Source organism: Marinobacter sp. MIT930201 (assembly GCF_047122665.1).
In the GTDB taxonomy this organism is placed as follows: domain Bacteria; phylum Pseudomonadota; class Gammaproteobacteria; order Pseudomonadales; family Oleiphilaceae; genus Marinobacter; species Marinobacter salarius.
The window spans coordinates 1,664,696-1,682,181 of record NZ_CP138916.1 but is presented as its reverse complement, the minus strand read 5'-3'; the positions used below and the strand labels follow the sequence as shown (position 1 = coordinate 1,682,181).

The 17,486-nt window shown below is 58.7% G+C and carries 14 protein-coding genes; 5 read left to right on the top strand and 9 right to left on the bottom strand.

Going from position 1 to position 17,486, the window contains the following annotated elements; all coding sequences use genetic code 11:
- Positions 1–6 precede the first annotated feature (6 nt).
- Both SIC19_RS07835 and SIC19_RS07830 read left to right on the top strand, forming a co-directional pair.
- Positions 7–816 carry an ABC transporter ATP-binding protein gene (locus SIC19_RS07835; protein WP_036202733.1) on the top strand — a complete coding sequence of 270 codons (810 nt, stop codon included), beginning with the start codon at positions 7–9 and terminating at the stop codon, positions 814–816.
- A complete protein-coding gene (locus SIC19_RS07830) occupies positions 813–2,615 on the top strand; it encodes an AMP-dependent synthetase/ligase (RefSeq protein WP_036202736.1) in 1,803 nt (600 codons plus the stop codon). Before SIC19_RS07835 ends, SIC19_RS07830 begins: the two co-directional genes overlap by 4 nt.
- On the opposite strand, the gene SIC19_RS07825 is transcribed toward SIC19_RS07830, so the two are convergent.
- The gene (locus tag SIC19_RS07825) at positions 2,601–2,945 is read right to left on the bottom strand and encodes a DUF1127 domain-containing protein (protein ID WP_051946521.1); all 345 of its coding nucleotides are present in this window, start codon (positions 2,943–2,945) and stop codon (positions 2,601–2,603) included. The genes SIC19_RS07830 and SIC19_RS07825 overlap by 15 nt on opposite strands.
- A gap of 116 nt (positions 2,946–3,061) precedes the next feature.
- Between SIC19_RS07825 and SIC19_RS07820 the strand changes: the two genes are divergently transcribed.
- From SIC19_RS07820 to SIC19_RS07810, 3 genes are all read left to right on the top strand, one after another.
- Positions 3,062–3,952: a LysR family transcriptional regulator gene (locus SIC19_RS07820; RefSeq protein ID WP_075195350.1), complete on the top strand. Its 891-nt coding sequence runs from the start codon at positions 3,062–3,064 to the stop codon at positions 3,950–3,952.
- Between the two features lie 163 nt (positions 3,953–4,115).
- Complete coding sequence (locus SIC19_RS07815) at positions 4,116–5,423, top strand: methyl-accepting chemotaxis protein (RefSeq protein WP_127402262.1); 1,308 nt, start codon at positions 4,116–4,118, stop codon at positions 5,421–5,423.
- 80 nt (positions 5,424–5,503) lie between these two features.
- Complete coding sequence (locus tag SIC19_RS07810; RefSeq protein WP_127402261.1) at positions 5,504–6,106, top strand: hypothetical protein; 603 nt, start codon at positions 5,504–5,506, stop codon at positions 6,104–6,106.
- A 41-nt stretch (positions 6,107–6,147) separates the two neighbouring features.
- Here the strand turns inward: SIC19_RS07810 and SIC19_RS07805 are convergent, their stop codons facing one another.
- The 8 genes from SIC19_RS07805 to xdhA form a co-directional block, all read right to left on the bottom strand.
- Entirely contained in the window at positions 6,148–6,960 is an 813-nt protein-coding gene (locus SIC19_RS07805) for a substrate-binding periplasmic protein (protein ID WP_127402260.1), read from the bottom strand.
- Between the two features lie 67 nt (positions 6,961–7,027).
- On the bottom strand, positions 7,028–8,950 hold the full coding sequence (locus SIC19_RS07800) for a methyl-accepting chemotaxis protein (RefSeq protein ID WP_075195346.1): 1,923 nt from the start codon (positions 8,948–8,950) through the stop codon (positions 7,028–7,030).
- 48 nt (positions 8,951–8,998) lie between these two features.
- Complete coding sequence (locus SIC19_RS07795) at positions 8,999–9,418, bottom strand: GlcG/HbpS family heme-binding protein (protein ID WP_075195345.1); 420 nt, start codon at positions 9,416–9,418, stop codon at positions 8,999–9,001.
- Between the two features lie 49 nt (positions 9,419–9,467).
- Complete coding sequence (locus SIC19_RS07790) at positions 9,468–10,877, bottom strand: uracil-xanthine permease family protein (protein WP_127402259.1); 1,410 nt, start codon at positions 10,875–10,877, stop codon at positions 9,468–9,470.
- Between the two features lie 70 nt (positions 10,878–10,947).
- Positions 10,948–12,303, bottom strand: a complete 1,356-nt coding sequence (locus tag SIC19_RS07785) for an 8-oxoguanine deaminase (protein WP_075195344.1) — start codon at positions 12,301–12,303, stop codon at positions 10,948–10,950.
- Positions 12,304–12,475: 172 nt separating this feature from the next.
- The gene (gene xdhC / locus SIC19_RS07780) at positions 12,476–13,354 is read right to left on the bottom strand and encodes a xanthine dehydrogenase accessory protein XdhC (protein ID WP_075195343.1); all 879 of its coding nucleotides are present in this window, start codon (positions 13,352–13,354) and stop codon (positions 12,476–12,478) included.
- A complete protein-coding gene (gene xdhB, locus SIC19_RS07775) occupies positions 13,339–15,705 on the bottom strand; it encodes a xanthine dehydrogenase molybdopterin binding subunit (RefSeq protein ID WP_075195342.1) in 2,367 nt (788 codons plus the stop codon). Before xdhB ends, xdhC begins: the two co-directional genes overlap by 16 nt.
- A complete protein-coding gene (gene xdhA, locus SIC19_RS07770; protein ID WP_075195341.1) occupies positions 15,698–17,257 on the bottom strand; it encodes a xanthine dehydrogenase small subunit in 1,560 nt (519 codons plus the stop codon). The genes xdhB and xdhA overlap by 8 nt, the downstream gene beginning before the upstream one ends.
- Positions 17,258–17,486: the final 229 nt, after the last annotated feature.

Sequence of the window (17,486 nt, the reverse complement as noted above, 5' to 3'; positions counted from 1 at the left end):
GGCTGTATGGAAGCCTTACTGGAAATCGATAATATCGAGGTGGTCTACAACAAGTCGGTACAGGTTCTTCGGGGCCTGTCGCTGCGGGTGCCGGAGGGCGCCATTGTGGCGCTCCTCGGTTCCAACGGTGCTGGCAAATCCACCACGCTGAAGAGTGTCTCCGGCCTGCTGACCCTGGAAGACGGGGAGGTGACCGCCGGGGAAGTACGTTTCCGGGGCAGGGATGTAAAAGGTACGCCTCCCGAAAAACTGGTGCGTAACGGACTCTTCCATGTCATGGAAGGCCGCCGTGTGTTTGAAGACCTCACGGTGGAGGAGAACCTGGTTGCCGCCACCTACGCCCTCAGTGGCAGCAAGCCCTCCCTGAGCGACAGCTACGAACTGGTCTATGACTATTTCCCGCGCCTCAGGGAACGTCGCAAGCAGTTGGCGGGTTACCTCTCCGGTGGCGAACAGCAGATGCTGGCTCTGGGCCGGGCGCTGATTGCCCAGCCGGACCTGATCATGCTTGATGAGCCGTCCCTGGGCCTGGCACCGCTGCTGGTGGAAGAGATTTTTACCATCGTGGCGCGGATCAACCGTGAACAGGGCACCGCGATTCTTCTGGTGGAGCAGAATGCGGCCGTGTCTCTGGCGATTGCCTCATACGGTTACATCATGGAGAACGGCAAGATCGTGATCGACGGCCCGGCGGATAAGCTTACGGCGAACGAGGACGTTCAGGAGTTCTATCTGGGTGTGGGCGGCAAGGAAGGTGAAGCCCGTAGTTACCGCGATATCAAGCACTATAAACGCCGTAAACGGTGGCTGTCATGACAACACCTTCCCTGCCTGATCTGACCCTGACCCAGATGCTGCGGGCCCATGCGCAAGAACGGCCGGATGCCCTGGCCCTGCGTCAGAAAGACTTTGGCATCTGGCAAGCCTATTCCTGGCGGGACTACTACAACCGCGCCCGGCATTTTGGTCTTGGCCTCCGCGCCATGGGGTTGGAGGAGGGCGGCCATGTGGCCATCATCTCGGAAAATCGGGTGGAGTGGGTGATTGCCCAGATGGGTATTGGCATGGTTCGGGGCATCTGTGTTGGGGTGTACCCGACCAGTCCCTGGAATGAAGTGGCCTACGTTCTCGAACACAGCGATGCAAGCATTGTGGTGTGTGAGGATCAGGAGCAGACCGACAAGGTGCTGGAAGCCTGGCCCCAACTGCCCCAATTGAAGCACACCATTGCCATTGATATGAAAGGCCTTCGCTACTATCCAGAGCCCCCGGCGGCGTTCGAGGACATTGAGGCCAGAGGCCGGGAGTATGAAAAAGACCATCCCGGACTGGTGGATGAATTGCTGGATGGCCAGCGGATGGATGACACCGCCCTGATGATCTACACCTCCGGTTCCACCGGACGGCCGAAGGGCGCGATGATCAGTTGGGGCAATCTTCACGCTGCCGCTCCCGGTCTTATTGAATTGCTGCAGGCGGACGATCGCGGTTCCAGCCTTTCCTACCTGCCTCTGTGCCATGTGGCGGAGCAGGCGGTAACCAACATTGCGCCGGTTTACGCAGGCAGCTCCGTCAGCTTTGGCGAGAGCCTGCGGACCGTTCAGGAGGATTTGCGGGAAATTGCGCCGACCTTTTTCCTGGGCGTGCCCAGAATCTGGGAGAAGCTGCACTCCGCCATCTATATCAAGGTCCAGGAAACCGGGCGTTTCCGCCGGGCATTGTTCGATTGGGCCATCCGCGCGTGTTCGCCTATGGCGACCAAATCCCGGGCGCAGTGGAGCCTGAAAGAAAAAGGCCTGTACAGCCTCAGTTACTGGCTGGTGTTCCGGGCCCTGCAGAATTTCATTGGCCTGCGCCGATGTACCATTGCGATGACCGGAGCGGCCCCCATTTCCACCGGGATTCTGGAATTCTTCCGGACTATTGGTGTTCCGCTGCTGGAAGTCTATGGCCAGACGGAAAGTACCGGCGTGGCAACCGCACAGCCGGTGGATGACGTGAAGCTGGGAACCGTGGGTGTCGCGATCGCCGGCGTTGAGGTCAAACTCGGTGATCAGAACGAGATCATTATGCGCGGTGGCAGCATGTTCAAGGGCTACTACAAGAGCGACGCGGCGACTGCTTCTACCCTGAAAGACGGCTGGCTGCATACCGGCGACGTAGGCGAGTGGCGGAATGGCCAGCTCAAGATTGTCGACCGGCTGAAAGACATCATGATCACCGCCGGCGGCAAGAACCTGTCGCCGACGGAGATTGAGAACACCATCAAGGCCAGCCCCTATATCAAGGAATGCATTGTGATCGGTGAGGCCCGGAAATACGTTTCCGCCCTGATACAGATCGATTTTGACACGGTGGCCAAGTGGGCCGAACAGCAACGGATTGCCTATACCACCTTCCGCAGCCTGACAGAACAGGCGCAGGTGAATGAACTGATCCAGGCCGAGGTGAGCAGGGGTAATGATCAGTTACCCCAAGTGGCACAGATCAAGCGTTTCCACCTGCTCACCAAAGAGCTCGACCATGACGACGATGAAGTGACAGCCACCATGAAGGTGCGCAGAAGCAACATCTATGAGAAGTATACGGATGTGATCGAGTCACTTTACGTTTGAACAAACCCGCGCTCTGCGACATGCCTCCAGCGCCTTGAGGGCATCGACCTTCAGTGGGAGATTGAGCGCCCACTGAATATCCGTCCTCTCGAAGCCGATGTCCGCCAGCATCTCGTCATCTTCCTTCAGCAAAGGCAGGAACAGGCGACGAAAATGGTGCCTGCGCCGGAAGATTCTGACCCAGAACTCAACCGTTGCCATGAACGCCAGTGGCGGGGTGGCCGGCATGTAAAGCTCCAGCTCCGGGGGCTTGGCGGGGGCGTCTGGACGAAGCTGGGGGCGGCGAAAATCCTGATAATGGCTCATCGTTTCAATCTCCAGTTCAGTCATCAGTATGGGTGCCCTCGCGTGTTTGCGGGGGCATGGTTATCAGCATGCAACGTCACCTTTGATCAAACAAACGAAAAGATTTAACATCTGAGTTAAGAAAAATTGAAAGGTGGCTTATGAACAGTACCGAACTTGCGCCTAACCGCGAGGTTGGCCCGCTACTGGATACCGACGTATTGAGAACCTTCGTGGCCATTGCCGAGAGCGGAAGCTTTACCCGGGCCGCGAAGCAGGTTTTTCGCACCCCTTCGGCCCTGAGCATGCAGATCAAACGGCTTGAGGAAATTCTCGGTCATGTCCTTTTTGTGCGCGAAGCCCGTCGCGTCCGGCTGACGCCCGAGGGAGAAGTGCTACTGGGGTATGGCCGGCGACTGCTGCGATTGAACGAGGAGGCTATCCGGCAGTTCCTCTCTCCCGTTTTGGAAGGCCGGGTCAGTTTGGGCACTTCAGACGATGTGGGGAGCCGTATCCTGCCGGGCGTACTGGCGCAGTTCGCGCGCTCGTATCCGGCGGTTCAGGTGGATGTGGTGGTTGGCTCCAGTCAGCAGAACCTGGACCGGCTCGATGCGGGAGAGCTGGATATGGTGCTGGTCACCATTGGCAATGAGGGGCAGGAGCGACGCGGTGAAGTTGTACACACCGAACCGTTGGTGTGGGCCGGCCGCGAAGGGGGTGTCGCTGCCAACCGGTCACCCCTGCCGGTGGCGCTTGCCAGCCATGGTTGCGTATGGCGCCGGGCCGCGCTGACGGCCCTGGATGACGCCCATATTTCCTATCGGGTTGCCTACACCTGCGATAATTGCTTCGGCCAGGAAGCGGCGATGTTGTCGGACCTGGCGGTTGCACCGTTCCCCGTCAGCCTGGTGCGCCCGCCGCTACGAAAACTCGACCGGGAAGGGCTGCCGGCGCTGGCGGAGTATCAGATCGCACTCGTGCGAAGTGGCAGCAATCCGGTCAACGATGCGCTGGCGGGGCATGTGAAGGATGCGTTTCTGGATTGGAGGTGATCTCCGGAGATCTCTTGGTCTCAAGATGGTCATATCGCTAAACATGTAATGTAATTGTTTCTTACAGTTCGTTGCCTTAACTGTACCTTAAGCTACTTATTTCCCCGATGGGTTGAGCATATATTGAGCAATGTGCTGCTTCATCCATCAGGGAGAGAATGTCATGTTTGGGCGCCATCGTATTGCGGAATTGACGGATCAGTTAACGGTCTCCAGGGGCGAACAGGAGAGGATTCAGCAAACCCTGAATGCCATTGCCTCCCAGATCGGGTATATCGAGTTCAGCCCTTCGGGAATTGTAGAGTCTGCCAATGATATCCTGCTATCCATTGTCGGGTACGAGCGCCAGGAGGTCATTGGCAAGCACCACCGGGCGCTGTGTGACTCAAGCTATACGGCGTCGTTGGAATACCAGCACTTCTGGGACGACCTCGGGCGCGGCATCAAGAAACAAGGCACCTTCCCCCGCTTTGCCAAGGATGGTCGACGTGTCTGGCTGGAGGCCACCTACTTCCCCGTCACCAATGACGAGGGGAAAGTCTTCAAGGTCATCAAGCTGGCAACAGACGCGACCGCCACCCAGGACAAAGTGGCGGATGATACCGCCATGCTTGATGCCATCGACCGGTACATGGCCGTCATCAAGTTCACGCCCGACGGCAAGATACTGGAAGCCAACGAGAACTTCCTGGCCACCACCGGGTATGCCAAAGACGAGATCCTCCATCAGCACCACAAGATGTTCTGCTTTGATGATTTCTATCGCGATAATCCGGACTTCTGGAAGCGGTTGGCTCGTGGTGAGAGTTTTTCAGGGCAGTTTGAGCGCAGGGACAAGAACGGCAAAAGTATCTGGCTGGAAGCCACCTACAGCCCTGTGCTGGATGCTGGCGGGCAGGTATACAAGGTGATCAAGTTTGCCTCGGACATTACCGCGCGGGTGAACAATGCCCGTGAGGCGGCCGACGTTGCCGCCGCTACTTCCGAGGAGACGTCACAGATTGCGGCTGAAGCAACGCGAGCTCTCAACCTTGCGGTAGACACCTCGGATTCGGCACTGGCAGAGGTGGCTAGCGCCACTGAAGTCAGTCGGGATCTGGAAATTCAAGCCGAGCAGATTGGCAGTATTGTCAGCACCATTCGCACTGTGGCAGAGCAGACCAACCTGTTGGCCCTGAACGCTGCGATCGAAGCCGCCCGTGCCGGCGAAATGGGGCGGGGGTTCGCGGTGGTGGCCGACGAGGTGCGTAAACTGGCCGCAAAGACCGCCCAATCCCTGGAAGAAATCTCCACGGTGGTCGGCAAAAACAGTCACTTGATCGAGTCCCTGCGCGCGAACATGGACGGAGTATCGACGCTGTCACGTCGCAGTTCGGATGAAATTTCCGGCATTGCTACCGGTATTCAGCAGGTGGAAAAGGGAATGACGGATCTGGCGGCTGTGGTGGCGCGGTTGAGTAGCGAGGGGTGATCTGTTTCTGAGATGGGGTTGAAATCCTGGTGGATCGACAGAACGTGTAAGCGCATATGTCGGCTGAAGCAGGAGAGCAAATGGACTATATAAGCCCCATCAGCAGCGCGATCATGGCGGTTATCTGGATCGTTTATTTTCAGTTGTTCCTGATTCAGTACCAGCGTAATAACCGCCCCTATATGGTCATTCACCACGCCCAGAACGAGAACCCGGACGCCCTGTGTCTGCTGGTGAATATGGGTAAGGAAACCATCCATGTGCAGTGTGTGCAGGTGGTGTTGCAAACCCGTAGCGGTGAGGAGAGAACGCTGACCGTTACCGAATATCGCCGGGTTGGGGCGGACGATAGTAATGTGCACCAGGTTCTGCGGCAGGGGCCGCTGCAGCCCGGTGGCTACCTGGTGCTGGGGTCGTTCCGAAATATTATCCTGGGCCGCCGAAGTGACGATAGCGACAGTGACAGCGACTACCTGTTCGAGGATGTTACTGCTGTTGAAATACGGGCTGCAGTGGTTCATGGCCCCAGCCGCTATGCCGTGGGCGTACGCCGGCGTTTCTGGCTAAGACATGACGGTGCATCGGAAGTTTTCCCCCGCGATATCCACAGTGAACAGCTCAACCGCAGGCGTCACCGGCATGAAGTGCGCCGTTGGCTGGAAACGGAGCTGTGCCCTCAATAGCCTTGATCAGTTCGGGCAATAACACGGCGAGAGGGACAGTGTCACTGAGCGTTTTTCGCCTTTTGCCGCTTGAGAAAGTCCACTTTCCATTGCTCCATGCCAAAGTATTCGGTGCCAATGTTGGCCTCTACCCGATGCTTGGCCTTGATCGCCGCGACCTGTTCGTGGCGCTCCTCAAGAAAACTGTCGAAGCGTGGCAGCAAATCCCCATGCCTGATCGTTGAAAGCCGGTAGGCGCTTCGGGTATGCGGGAGATTGGGGTCGAACACGAGAACGCCCGGCCTTACCCGAACATTGTTGATATGGTGCAGGGCGACCACCACATTGTAGTAAGCGCCATCGCTGTTCTTCAGCAACGCCTGGTGAATCATTTCGGGCAGGCTGTCGCTGGGTACGGGGAGTATCTGTGAGGCCTCGATCTTTTCCTCGTATCCCCGGGCCGTCCAGCCATCGACAAGGCCGATGCGTTTGAGGTGGTCCCCGTCCAGGCCGAGTCGCCGCGGAGACACCAGAACGCCGTCAACATACTCCACGATGGGGCGGCTGTAGCTGATCCTGTCCTCGGTTTTTGCCGCACGGGCCCAGTCGGGATGATCCGGGTATTTGAAGTCCACCTCGCCTTCAACGAGGGCCGGCATCAATTCATCGACCGGCAAGGGTTTGTAGATGAAGGTTACGCCGGCATGTTCGGCGAAAAGGTCCAGTAGTTCACGGGCGAAGCCGCTGTATTGGCCTTGTTCGTCAACCCCGTAATGGGGCAGGAAGTTTCCCTGTTCCACTCCAACCACGTATGTCTGCGCAGTTGCCTGGGCGGTCAAGGCAAACAGCAGGCAGGCGGCGAATATCTGTTTCACTGATGGCTCCCTCTAGTTAGTCGTTGTTGGATGAGCTGTATAGCGCCCGAATCTTTTCTTCATTAAGTCAGTCTTCACGGTCGAGCCGGAACGCTTTCATTTGAGCTTCAAGCTTTTCCGCCATCGCACGTAATTCTTCAATTTCACGGCTGGCTGCCGTCATGTCCTCACTCGAACGTGCACTGAGATGAGAGATGTCCTGAACGTTTGAGCTGATTTCCTCGGTGACGGAGCTCTGTTCTTCGGTTGCTGCAGCCACCTGGTGGCTCATCTCTACAATCCGGTCCACGTTTTCGCCGATTCCATCCAGAGCTTTGCCCATGCTGGCGGAGGTACTGACGGTTTCTTCGGTGGCTTTCTCGCTTGTGGCCATCGTCTCGACCGCACGCTCGGAGCCCTCCTGCAAACGCTCGATAATGGTTCGAATTTGCTTGGTCGATGATTGTGTCTTCTGTGCAAGGCTGCGAACTTCGTCAGCGACCACCGAGAATCCACGCCCATGTTCACCGGCCCGGGCTGCTTCTATGGCTGCGTTCAAGGCCAGTAGATTGGTCTGATCGGATATGGCATTGATCACTTCGATCACCTGGCCAATATCCCGCGCTTCGGTAGCCAACTGCTGGATCGCCGAGGCCGATTCGCGGATGTTACTCGCCATTCCCTCGACTTGGGCGATGGAACGCGACATGCCTTCACGAATGTCACTGGCGCTGTTGCCGACCTGCTCCAGCTGGTTTGCCGTTTCCGTAGCGCTTTTGGCAATCTCCTGAACCGTGGCTTCCATCTCGCACACCGCCGTGGCGACGGAATCCGTCAGGCTGCTTTGTTCCTTGGCTCGGTCGGTGTTGGCCGTCATCACGGTGGAGGTTTGCTCGACAAATGCCTTGAGCCGGATTGCCGTCTCCAGAAGCCCCCGAACCATCTCTCGTTGTGCCCCGACAAACTGGTTAAACCCGGTCGCCAATTGGCCCAGCTCGTCTTTGCGTTCAACCGCCAGTTCCTGGGTGAGATCGCCGCCACCCTTGGCAATTTCGGTCAACGCCCGAGTGATTTTCGTCAGTGGCTTCGTCATGCGAGTGGCGACCAAAGCTATGATGCCGAGGAAAACAAGAGCCACGAGGACGCCGACGAGCAAGGAGGTCTGGTTGGCCCGGCTGGCTTCGCCGTAAATCTCGGTAGACGGAACCTCTACAACGACACGCCAGTCCGTGATCGACAGAGGCAGGCTGGCGGCGATGAAGCGACGGCCATCTCGATCAAACTCGGTCAGGTGGTATGTCGGGTCTTTCAACAGTTCGGCGGCCGCCGTTGGAGAAATAACCTTCGATAGGGGCTGATCTGTTTGCTGCAGGTCAGGATGAATGTTGACCTGGCCGGTTTCAGACACCAGGTAAACGATACCGGTTTCACCAAAGCGGAATTCCCTGATTCGCTCCGCCATCTGATCAAGCCCGATTCCAACGCCGGTTACTGCGATAGCCTCGCCGCCATCCTCCATGCGGGCATTGATGAAGAGGGTGGGTTTACCCGTTGCTTTGTCCACGTCCAGCGACAGATCCATGGTCTCGCCGCTTTCCAGGAAATTATAGAACCAGCGGTCCGCCTGGGGAGTCACCACCCTGTCGATGCCCTGATGGGTGTAGTAGTTGCCCGTGTTTACCGACACGAAGTGTGCGGAGGCGGCCTCCTGGCTGCGCCTGACCCCCTCGAGATACCGGGTGGCGGGGGCGAGCCCCTGCTGTGGTTCGTTGTCACCGATCCACTCTTTGAGGTAGCTGTTCCCCGCAATCAGCCGTGACGCTGTGATAGGCGCCTGGAGGTCACGCTCAACGGAATTTGCTATGGCCTCCAGGCTGGATGGCAGGGCGGAGTTGAGCAGGTATCGATCAAGAAGCCCGCGCATCTGGACGATATTAAGGGAAACCAACAGCAACGTGCTGGCAAGCAGTGCTGCCCCCATTCCGATGATTAGCTTTAGGCGAATGCTCATGGATACTCCAGTGCGATGGCTTCAGTGGTTAATGGGGCAATCCACTTTTCAAAGGCGATTCACGGATGAGGTGATCGCCTCAATGCCAGCCTTGGCTATCCGCACATCCTGATCGGGTTTGACGCCGGAGACTCCCACGCTTCCGGCCACCTGATCGTCCAGGATCACCGGCACGCCGCCGGCGAGAAGCCCCTGGAGCGGTGCTGAAAGAAAAGCATGTCGCCCATTGTTGATCATGTCTTCGAAAATCTGTGTCTCTTTTCGACCCATGGCGGCGCTACGGGCCTTTTCCATGGCGACATGCGCGGTGAATGGCGCCGTTGCGTCCAGCCGACGCAGCCCCAGGACATGGCCGCCATCGTCCGCTACCGCGATGGTCACCGGCCAGCCGTTGGCGTCGGCCTCTTTCTGAGCCGCGTCGAGAATCAGATTGACGTCTGTTAAGCCTAGCACTGGTTTTGTTTTCATCGAGTTATCCTTGGTTTATCGCTGGGAAACATGGCCGTTCGGCCCTCAATCACCCAGATATTCGAAGTGAGTCCGGCCTCATTGCCGTGCTCTTGGAGCTTTCAGGGCATTCAGAGCTATCGGGCACCGGGTTTGGGATTTTGGGAAGAATAAGGTTCAACGCGATGGCGGTAATGGCCCCGGGGATCAAACCGGATTCGATCATCGCTTGCAGGTTTTCGGACAGGTTGGCATAGAGCCCTTCTTGTGCCGGCAAACCCACCGCGATGGTCAGAGAGGTGCCAATGATCAGCATGTTGCGCTTGTCGAACGGCACCTGGCTGAGCATCTTAATGCCGGCACTGGCGATCATACCGAACATCAGCAGTACCGCACCGCCGAGCACCGCGTTGGGAATACTGGAAACGAGACCACCGAGCTTTGGCAGCAGGCCGGCCAACACCAAGAATCCGCCGCCAATCGCCACCACATAGCGGCTAACGACGCCTGTCAATGCAACCATGCCTACGTTCTGGCTGAAACTGATCTGGGGGAACGCATTGAAAACAGCAGCAAATACGCTCGCGATGCCATCGGCCATAACGCCGCCGGAGAGTTCCTTCTTGGTGGGTTCACGGTTCAGCCCGCCTGCGGTGGTGCCCACTATATCGCCGATGGATTCGGCCACGGTGACCAGAGACAGCACCACCACGGGGATGATGGCGGCCATATGGAACTCAATACCAATGCCCAGCGGGGTGGGGAACGTCACCCAGTCGGCATCGCCCACCTTGGAGAAATCGACATAGCCAAAAGCCGCGGCAGCAACGAAGCCAACCAGCAAACCGGCCAGTGGGGCAACTTCACTCCAGATACCTCGGCCGAACTGGTGAAGCCCCACGGTGACGACGAGAACAAGCGAGGCCAGTCCGATGTGATGGGGGGCGCCGAAATCCGACACGCCGAAACCACCACCGGCGTAGGCAAGACCAACGGGCATCAACAGAATGCCCAGCATCACGACAAAGGTTCCAGTCACCACTGGCGGGAACAAAAACCGGAACCAGGGAAGAAACAACCCCATTAGCGCCATCGCGACGCCACCGCACAACGCTGCCCCAAGGGCGGCGGGCAACCCCATGCCGATGGCTATGGGAATCAGAACCGGTACGAATCCGAAGCTGGTCCCCATAACAATAGGAAGGCGAGCACCGATGGGCCCCAGGCCCAGGGACTGCAACAGAGTAGCGATGCCAGCGACAAACATCGCGGCCTGAACCATAAAAGCCGTCTGATCGGGAGGCAGGTCCGCCGCCCCGGCGATGATGATTGGCACGGTCACGTTGCTAACGAACATCGCCAGAACATGTTGAATGCCCAGCGGTATCGCGCGGCGCAAGGGCGGCATGGAATTAACGTCGCGGGTGCTATAACGGTCACCTGGACCGGTATCTGGCCGTTCGGATGTACTTGTTGTCATGAGTCTCTCCTAGGTGTTGTTTTTGTAGGAATGCCTGACTGTTGACTACCAATAGCTCTACAAAGATTTTCTAAATAGCTCTCCTTAGTTGGCGGGCTGCTTCATCATGGCGTGCCATCAACGCGTCAAGATCGACGTCGCAGGGCAGGCCGCCGGTCACTCTCCAGCGCCCGGCGACCATGACCCGGTCAGCGCGTTGTGCACCACACAGCAGCAACGCCGCCAGTGGATTCTCCGCGCCTGAGAAACGCGGCTCATCAAGTTTGAACAGTGCCAGGTCAGCCTGCTGGCCTGGCTCCAGTCCGCCGATATCGGTTCGTCCCAGACAACGGGCCGAGCCTTGCGTTGCCCAGCGGATGACGGCTTCGTGTGTTACCTGGCTTGGCGAGTAACGCAGGCGGCCCAGAAGCAGTGCCTGACGCATTTCCGAGGCAAGGTTCGAGTGGTCGCTCGACGCTGATCCATCGACCGCCAATCCGACCGGTGAGCCCGCCGCTTCGAGTTCCAGGGTCCGGCACAGCCCTGAGCCCAGAACCATGTTTGACGAGGGACAGTGAGCGATGCCCGTGCCTGCACGGCCAAGGCGCTGAATCTCGTCGTCATTGAAATGAATGCCATGGGCCAGCCACGTGCGATCGGTGAGCCAGCCACTGTCCTCGAGATAATCCAGCGGGCGCATGCCAAACAGCTTCTGGCAGTAAGCGGTCTCATCTTCGGTTTCGGCAAGATGGGTGTGGAGGCGAACGTCGTTGTTCTCTGCAAGCCGCGCGCTCTCGCGCATTAATGCCCGGCTGACTGAAAACGGTGAACAAGGCGCCAGGGCGATGGTGGTCATGGCCCCTTCAGCACGCTGGTGGTAACGGTCGATAAGACGCTGGCTGTCATCGACAATGGTTTGCTCGTCCTGCACCACGGTCTGTGGCGGCAGACCGCCATCGTCGCGCCCGACGCTCATGGACCCGCGAGTCAGTGCCGCTCGAACGCCGAGGCGCTGGGCGGTTTCGACCTGGCAGTCAATCGCGTTTACCAAGGCACCGGAAAAGACGTAATGATGGTCCGCTACGGTGGTGCATCCCGACATCAGCAGCTCGACCATCGCCAACTCGCTGGCCAGGGCCATCTGGCTGTCGTTGAGATTGGCCCAGACATCGTAAAGCGTGGTCAGCCAGGGAAATAACTCTTTATTGAGCGCGGGGGAATAGGCTCGGGTCAGGGTTTGGTAGAAGTGATGGTGGGTATTTACCAAGCCGGGTAACAGGACATGCCCGGAAGCATCGAAGGTCTCGTTAACGGGCTGGTGAGGTTGCTGCCCCCCGGCCACTTTTTCCACAATTCTTGTTCCCGTGACGACAATACCGCCGGCTGCGCCTGGGTCAGAACAGGCAAGCGGATTGCGAATCCATAATCTGTGGTCTGTTTCGGTCATTCCTACAGCTCTTTGTTGTATACATTATGACCGACAACTTCGTACAAATATGTATTACTTGTCAAGAAAAATTGTGAGCAAATTGAACTTTTAATGACAGGGTATTTACCGGGCCAGCGCTCAAACGGGCGCCGGCCCGGGGATTAGCAGCGATGTCAGGTTGTCTGCTGGGTTACGTTTTCTGGCCCGCGACTTCAACCTCGTTAGGCTTAACTTCTTTCGTAAGCGCTTTGAGAGCCCCCCAGGAGAGGCCTCGTTTTGATGGTTTCTCGGCCGTGTCGGAAGCGACCAGGCTAAGAAGCTCGGCGGAAATGGACACCGCGACTTCCATGGGCCGCTTACCCGGGATGTCACTGCGCCCGACGGGGCACCGGATGCGGTCGATATCGGCTTCGGTATACCCGCGGTGAGCAAGGCGTTGGCGAAAACGCTCCGCCTTGGTTTGCGAACCGATCAGGCCAATCGTGCGCACATCATCCCGTTTCAGCAGCGCCTGGCAGAGGTCATAATCCAGTGCGTGGTTGTGGGTCAGAATCAGTACATGGGCGTTGCTGCACAGTTCGGGAACGTCCCCAACCGGGTCGTCGGTGCAATGAACCGTGGTGTTGTCGGGCGTCCTGTCCGGAAAACATTCCTGCCGGGAGTCGACCCAGGTGATCTGCCAGGGCAAATCACCCACGATACGCATCAGGGCATGGCTGACGTGACCCGCACCAAAGACCACAAGGCGGGCATCGCCGCCGGACTGGGCCTCCAGCAGGACCGCCACGCTACCACCACAGCATTGTCCAAGGCTGGCACCCAGAGGGAAGTGCGCCAGCTCGTAGCTGTATTCGTGGTTTGCCAGGCGCTCGCGGGCGCGGGCGATCACCCGGTATTCCAGGTGGCCGCCGCCGATGGTGTCGTAGCTGTGTTCCCGGGTGACGACCATCTTACTGGCCGGCTCCCGTGGTACCGAGCCTGTTACGCCCAGTACCGTGACCAAAACATAGGGCTGACCGCGACGTTCGCAGTCAGCAACGGCTTGGATCCAGGTCAGGCGTTCTTGCATGACGGTTCCCCCTGCGCTGCTACCCAGCGCTCGGTTGCTGTGACAGCCTGGAGCACCCGCTCTGGTGTCGCAGGCGTGTCCAGGGGCGGGCTGTAGCGATAGTCCGCCACGCTCGAAACAGCGTCACGCAGGGCAGACCATACTGCCATGCCCAGCATGAGTGGCGGTTCGCCCACAGCCTTTGAGCGGAATACGGTGGCTTCCCGGTTGGGGCTGTGAGGCAGCAGGGCCACCCGGAAATCCGGTGGCGCGTCTGACACAGCCGGGATTTTGTAGGTCGCCGGGCCGTTGGACAACAGTCGGCCTTCGTCGCTGTATACCAACTCTTCGGTGGTGAGCCAGCCCATGCCCTGAACAAAGCCGCCTTCAATCTGGCCAATGTCCACGGCCGGATTCAGCGACTGCCCCACGTCGTGAAGGATGTCCACCCGCATGGTCTTGTACTCTCCGGTGAGGGTATCAACCACCACCTCTGCGCAGGCAGCCCCGTTGGCGTAATACAGGAAGGGCCGGCCTTGACCGGTTTCTCGGTCATAGTGAATCTTGGGTGTACTGTAGAACCCGTTGGAAGACAGCGAAACCCGCGCCATGTAAGCCTGCTGCACGAATTCCGCCCAGCCGAACTGCTGCTCACCGACATTGACCTGGTTGTTTTCAAACCGTACCGAGTCCGCGCTCACGCCGTAGGTTTCGGCGGCAAACTCGACCAGGCGCTGCTTGATTTTCTCGCAGGCATCCAGGGCAGCCATGCCGTTCAGGTCAGTGCCCGAGGAGGCAGCCGTTGGTGAGGTGTTGGGTACCTTGTCGGTCCGGGTCGCGGACACTTTTACCCGGTCCAGGTCTACCTGGAAGGCTGCGGCTACGACCTGGGCTACCTTGATGTAAAGCCCCTGGCCCATTTCGGTGCCGCCGTGATTGAGGTGAATGCTGCCATCGGTGTAAACGTGCACCAGTGCACCGGCCTGGTTGAGGTGTTTGGCCGTGAATGAAATGCCGAACTTCACCGGTGTCAGGGCCAAACCCCGTTTCAGGATTGAGTTTTCTTTGTTGAACCTGGAAATCTCGGTACGACGCTGACGGTAGTCCGAGCTGGCCTCGAGCGTGTCGATCAGGTCCGGTAAAACGTGCTGCTCGACGATTTGACCATAGTGGGTTACATCGCGGCCAGGTCCGTACAGGTTGCGCTTGCGCACATCCAGCGGGTCCATGCCGAGATGGCGGGCGATATCGTCCATTGCCCGCTCAATGATCATCATGCCCTGGGGGCCACCGAAGCCTCGGAAGGCGGTATTGGAAACCGTATGGGTTTTGCAGCGGTGGCCAACAACACGCGCCTGCCCCAGGCTATAGGCGTTGTCGGAATGAAACATGGCGCGGTCGACGATGGCATCGGACAGGTCGGGCGAAAAGCCACAGCGTCCAGCCACCATGATGTCGGCCCCCCGCAGCACACCCTCGTTGTCGAACCCAATGTCATAGGTGTTGAAAAAGTCGTGTCGCTTGCCCGTTTGTACCATGTCGTCGTAGCGCGCCATCCGGTATTTAACGGGCCGCCCGGTGCGTCGGGCAAGCAGGGCCGAGATACAGGCCAGCGGTGCGGCCTGGGTTTCCTTGCCGCCGAAGCCGCCACCCATGCGCCGTACTTCCACCTGGACTTCATGAATGGGGAGGTCAAGGACTTCGGCCACCAGCTTTTGCACCTCGGAGGGGTGCTGGCTGGAGGTATGAACAAACACGCCCGCGTCTTCGGTAGGCTCTACCAGGCACGCCTGTCCTTCCAGGTAGAAATGCTCCTGTCCGCCAACATGCATCTGGGCCTGTAGGCGATTCGGCGCTTCGGCAAGCGCTTTATCCGGGTCGCCCCTCAGCTGGGTATGACTGGGGCGCACGAACAACTGCTGATCAAGCGCGGCCTCCGCGGTCAACGCGGCAGGAAGGGGCTCATAGCTGACTTTCGCAAGTCGGGCCGCCTGGCGGGCCGCGCGATGACTCGTTGCCGCAACGGCAAACAGCGGCTGGCCCACATGTTCGACCACATCTCCGGCCAGAACCGGATCGCCAGGAAAGACCGGCCCGATGTCGGTATGGCCGGGCACGTCCTCGACGGTCATGACCGAAACCACGCCGGGGTAGGCCCAAACCTCGCTGAGATCCATGGCGGTGATACGGGCGTGGGCGTGCGTACTCTGGCCGACGGCCGCGTGCAGGAGTTCTGCGGGCTCGGGGAGGTCGTCTATATAGCGGGCCTGTCCACGAACGTGCTTCCAGGCACTGTCATGAAATGCCTGGGTGCCTGTCAGCCCTTTCGCCGTTGTGGTGGGCCGCGGAATATTGGGAGGTAGTTTACGCATAGTCAGTCACCATGAGGGGCTGGTTTGTTGTTGTGGTGTCTTGAGTGCTCTCCAAAAACGCGCGGCGCAGCAGGTTGCCGGCTACTTGCAAGCGATAGGCTGCGGACCCCCGCACGTCTGTCATGGGTTCAAATTCGAGTTCCAGTGCGGCAATGGCGGCCGCAACCGTGTCTGCATTCCAGGGCTGGCCTCGAAGCGCCGCTTCAGCACCACTGGCCCGCTTTGGCGTTGCCGCCATCCCGCCAAAGGCCAGTCGGCAGTCCTTGATGGTGTCGCCGTCGCGCTTGAGCCAAAAGGCACCCAGCACTGCCGAAATGTCGTCATCAATGCGCTTGGAGACTTTGTAGATGAACAGCTTTTCATCAGGTGCCGGGTTGGGGATCCAGGTGCCCCGAATGAATTCGTGAGGCTGGAGGTCGGTCTGCTTGTAGCCGTGGAAGAAGTCCTCAAGGCGCAGGCGCCGGGTGCCATCAACGCTGTCCAGGTCGAGCTCTGCGCCCAGTGCAATCAGTGCGGGCGGCATGTCGCCGATTGGCGAAGCGTTCCCGATATTGCCCCCAACAGTCCCGCGGTTGCGGATCTGGCGCGAACCCAGGCGCTCCAGCATCGGCCCGAAGTGTGGCCAACGCTCCTCGAGCTTATGGAACATGGCGCGGTAGGTCACTCCGGCTCCGAGATAGATCCCGTCTTCGTCCTCGTGGATCTCCTGTAGCTCCTTGATGCCACTCAGACCGATCAGGTGATCAAGGTCTTTGAGCTGCTGGGTGATTTCAAGGGACAGGTCGGTGCCGCCGGCAATCAACCTTGCCTTGGGAAACTGACGGCATAGTCCACGAAGCGCGTCCAGAGTGGCTGGCGCATCGTATCGGTAGCCGTGATCGTCGGTGAGTTCGCCCGCCGTATTCTGTACGCTTAACAGGTCGGCGATCATTTCGGGGTTCTGCAGCCAGGCTATGCCGCTAAGGCCCGGCGCGGGGTTGTTCGGAGCCGCGCCATCCGGGCCGCTGAGCGCACTGCTTCGGCTCAGAACCGCGTTACCGGTGCCGGGTTCCCACGTTTGCACGCAAGCCCGACGCCCGGCCTCGATGATTGGCCGGTAACCCGTGCAGCGGCAAAGGTTGCCGGACAGCGCCTCCAATAAGGCGTCGTCGTCGGGTACGGAACCGTTCGCTGCGCTTTCTGTATGCAGGGCAAACAGCGACATGATGATGCCTGGTGTGCAGAAGCCGCACTGGGCTCCGTGACACTCCACCATCTCCTTCTGTACCGGGTGAGCTGGCTCCTGGGTTAGCGCGTCGACGGTCACCAGATGTTTGCCATGCAGGCTTCCGACGAGCGCGATGCAGCTGTTCACGCTGTCGTAGCGGAGTTGCCCGGACTGCTCAGGGTCGGGCGATCCGATCACCACGGTGCAAGCCCCGCAGTCACCCGATGCGCAGCCTTCCTTGGTGCCTGTCAGTCGCTTCCTGGTGCGCAGCCAGTCGAGGATGCTTAGATTCGGGTCGACTTGGTTGAGTTTTTGTAGTTGGCCGTTCAAGTAGAATCTGATCACAAATTTTCCCGCTCTTCTGCACTTGCGCCTGTCTCTTTCTGCTTTTCTCTTTGTTTAAGACTGAGCATCAGAGTCATTGGCGTAAGCCCTTGATTGATTTCAGTAGTTGCACAGGCGATGCCGCATCACGGATGCCAAAAGTCACATGGGCCCGTTATTCTTTTTACAATTTCCTGACCAAATAGTCCAGTTTTTTGTGTAAAGACTATTCCTTTGATTGCCGCACAGA